We start from the raw sequence: 3,866 nt of genomic DNA on the forward strand, positions 1-3,866 counted from the left end.
AAAAGGATCTTCACCTAGATCCTTTTAAATTAAAAATGAAGTTTTAAATCAATCTAAAGTATATATGAGTAAACTTGGTCTGACAGTTACCAATGCTTAATCAGTGAGGCACCTATCTCAGCGATCTGTCTATTTCGTTCATCCATAGTTGCCTGACTCCCCGTCGTGTAGATAACTACGATACGGGAGGGCTTACCATCTGGCCCCAGTGCTGCAATGATACCGCGAGACCCACGCTCACCGGCTCCAGATTTATCAGCAATAAACCAGCCAGCCGGAAGGGCCGAGCGCAGAAGTGGTCCTGCAACTTTATCCGCCTCCATCCAGTCTATTAATTGTTGCCGGGAAGCTAGAGTAAGTAGTTCGCCAGTTAATAGTTTGCGCAACGTTGTTGCCATTGCTACAGGCATCGTGGTGTCACGCTCGTCGTTTGGTATGGCTTCATTCAGCTCCGGTTCCCAACGATCAAGGCGAGTTACATGATCCCCCATGTTGTGCAAAAAAGCGGTTAGCTCCTTCGGTCCTCCGATCGTTGTCAGAAGTAAGTTGGCCGCAGTGTTATCACTCATGGTTATGGCAGCACTGCATAATTCTCTTACTGTCATGCCATCCGTAAGATGCTTTTCTGTGACTGGTGAGTACTCAACCAAGTCATTCTGAGAATAGTGTATGCGGCGACCGAGTTGCTCTTGCCCGGCGTCAATACGGGATAATACCGCGCCACATAGCAGAACTTTAAAAGTGCTCATCATTGGAAAACGTTCTTCGGGGCGAAAACTCTCAAGGATCTTACCGCTGTTGAGATCCAGTTCGATGTAACCCACTCGTGCACCCAACTGATCTTCAGCATCTTTTACTTTCACCAGCGTTTCTGGGTGAGCAAAAACAGGAAGGCAAAATGCCGCAAAAAAGGGAATAAGGGCGACACGGAAATGTTGAATACTCATACTCTTCCTTTTTCAATATTATTGAAGCATTTATCAGGGTTATTGTCTCATGAGCGGATACATATTTGAATGTATTTAGAAAAATAAACAAATAGGGGTTCCGCGCACATTTCCCCGAAAAGTGCCACCTGACGTCTAAGAAACCATTATTATCATGACATTAACCTATAAAAATAGGCGTATCACGAGGCCCTTTCGTCTCGCGCGTTTCGGTGATGACGGTGAAAACCTCTGACACATGCAGCTCCCGGAGACGGTCACAGCTTGTCTGTAAGCGGATGCCGGGAGCAGACAAGCCCGTCAGGGCGCGTCAGCGGGTGTTGGCGGGTGTCGGGGCTGGCTTAAGGATTCTCACCAATAAAAAACGCCCGGCGGCAACCGAGCGTTCTGAACAAATCCAGATGGAGTTCTGAGGTCATTACTGGATCTATCAACAGGAGTCCAAGCGAGCTCGATATCAAATTACGCCCCGCCCTGCCACTCATCGCAGTACTGTTGTAATTCATTAAGCATTCTGCCGACATGGAAGCCATCACAAACGGCATGATGAACCTGAATCGCCAGCGGCATCAGCACCTTGTCGCCTTGCGTATAATATTTGCCCATGGTGAAAACGGGGGCGAAGAAGTTGTCCATATTGGCCACGTTTAAATCAAAACTGGTGAAACTCACCCAGGGATTGGCTGACACGAAAAACATATTCTCAATAAACCCTTTAGGGAAATAGGCCAGGTTTTCACCGTAACACGCCACATCTTGCGAATATATGTGTAGAAACTGCCGGAAATCGTCGTGGTATTCACTCCAGAGCGATGAAAACGTTTCAGTTTGCTCATGGAAAACGGTGTAACAAGGGTGAACACTATCCCATATCACCAGCTCACCGTCTTTCATTGCCATACGAAATTCCGGATGAGCATTCATCAGGCGGGCAAGAATGTGAATAAAGGCCGGATAAAACTTGTGCTTATTTTTCTTTACGGTCTTTAAAAAGGCCGTAATATCCAGCTGAACGGTCTGGTTATAGGTACATTGAGCAACTGACTGAAATGCCTCAAAATGTTCTTTACGATGCCATTGGGATATATCAACGGTGGTCATATCCAGTGATTTTTTTCTCTGTCTTAACAGCCTTTCGGCTTTGGTGTTCTAGAACTCCGGTTGAAATTCTATCTGCTTATTCAATGAGTTGCAATGCATTTTCCGCACCAGAATGATTTGGGGTGTGTTTGATGGGTTACCGGGGGTATTTTGGTGAGGTATGGATGGTTGTTTTTGTTTGTTTTTCATAGTTCCCGCACCATATTTTAATGTTGATTTAGCTCCTGAAAATCTCGATAACTCAAAAAATACGCCCGGTAGTGATCTTATTTCATTATGGTGAAAGTTGGAACCTCTTACGTGCCGATCAACGTCTCATTTGGATCCTCTAGAGGATTGCGTTGCGCTCACTGCCCGCTTTCCAGTCGGGAAACCTGTCGTGCCAGCTGCATTAATGAATCGGCCAACGCGCGGGGAGAGGCGGTTTGCGTATTGGGCGCTCTTCCGCTTCCTCGCTCACTGACTCGCTGCGCTCGGTCGTTCGGCTGCGGCGAGCGGTATCAGCTCACTCAAAGGCGGTAATACGGTTATCCACAGAATCAGGGGATAACGCAGGAAAGAACATGTGAGCAAAAGGCCAGCAAAAGGCCAGGAACCGTAAAAAGGCCGCGTTGCTGGCGTTTTTCCATAGGCTCCGCCCCCCTGACGAGCATCACAAAAATCGACGCTCAAGTCAGAGGTGGCGAAACCCGACAGGACTATAAAGATACCAGGCGTTTCCCCCTGGAAGCTCCCTCGTGCGCTCTCCTGTTCCGACCCTGCCGCTTACCGGATACCTGTCCGCCTTTCTCCCTTCGGGAAGCGTGGCGCTTTCTCATAGCTCACGCTGTAGGTATCTCAGTTCGGTGTAGGTCGTTCGCTCCAAGCTGGGCTGTGTGCACGAACCCCCCGTTCAGCCCGACCGCTGCGCCTTATCCGGTAACTATCGTCTTGAGTCCAACCCGGTAAGACACGACTTATCGCCACTGGCAGCAGCCACTGGTAACAGGATTAGCAGAGCGAGGTATGTAGGCGGTGCTACAGAGTTCTTGAAGTGGTGGCCTAACTACGGCTACACTAGAAGAACAGTATTTGGTATCTGCGCTCTGCTGAAGCCAGTTACCTTCGGAAAAAGAGTTGGTAGCTCTTGATCCGGCAAACAAACCACCGCTGGTAGCGGTGGTTTTTTTGTTTGCAAGCAGCAGATTACGCGCAGAAAAAAAGGATCTCAAGAAGATCCTTTGATCTTTTCTACGGGGTCTGACGCTCAGTGGAACGAAAACTCACGTTAAGGGATTTTGGTCATGAGATTATCAAAAAGGATCTTCACCTAGATCCTTTTAAATTAAAAATGAAGTTTTAAATCAATCTAAAGTATATATGAGTAAACTTGCCCATGTCAGCCGTTAAGTGTTCCTGTGTCACTCAAAATTGCTTTGAGAGGCTCTAAGGGCTTCTCAGTGCGTTACATCCCTGGCTTGTTGTCCACAACCGTTAAACCTTAAAAGCTTTAAAAGCCTTATATATTCTTTTTTTTCTTATAAAACTTAAAACCTTAGAGGCTATTTAAGTTGCTGATTTATATTAATTTTATTGTTCAAACATGAGAGCTTAGTACGTGAAACATGAGAGCTTAGTACGTTAGCCATGAGAGCTTAGTACGTTAGCCATGAGGGTTTAGTTCGTTAAACATGAGAGCTTAGTACGTTAAACATGAGAGCTTAGTACGTGAAACATGAGAGCTTAGTACGTACTATCAACAGGTTGAACTGCTGATCTTCAGATCCTCTACGCCGGACGCATCGTGGCCGGGTCTGACAGTTACCAATGCTTAATCAG

The 3,866-nt window shown here is 46.8% G+C and carries 1 protein-coding gene and 1 pseudogene; both read right to left on the reverse strand.

Features of this window, described 5'->3' with window-relative positions; genetic code table 11:
• Window positions 1–86 precede the first annotated feature (86 nt).
• Entirely contained in the window at window positions 87–947 is an 861-nt protein-coding gene (locus AC1RJL_RS19790) for a broad-spectrum class A beta-lactamase TEM-116 (protein WP_000027050.1), read from the reverse strand.
• A 462-nt stretch (window positions 948–1,409) separates the two neighbouring features.
• Window positions 1,410–2,115 (reverse strand): annotated as a pseudogene (gene catA, locus AC1RJL_RS19795) (type A chloramphenicol O-acetyltransferase).
• Between the last annotated feature and the right edge of the window lie 1,751 nt (window positions 2,116–3,866).

The organism is Cellvibrio sp. GW822-FHT04B05 (assembly GCF_058800985.1).

Coding starts and splice junctions, on each gene's coding strand:
- AC1RJL_RS19790 (WP_000027050.1), bottom strand. CDS start 947: ATGAGTATTCAACATTTCCGTGTCGCCCTTATTCCCTTTTTTGCGGCA.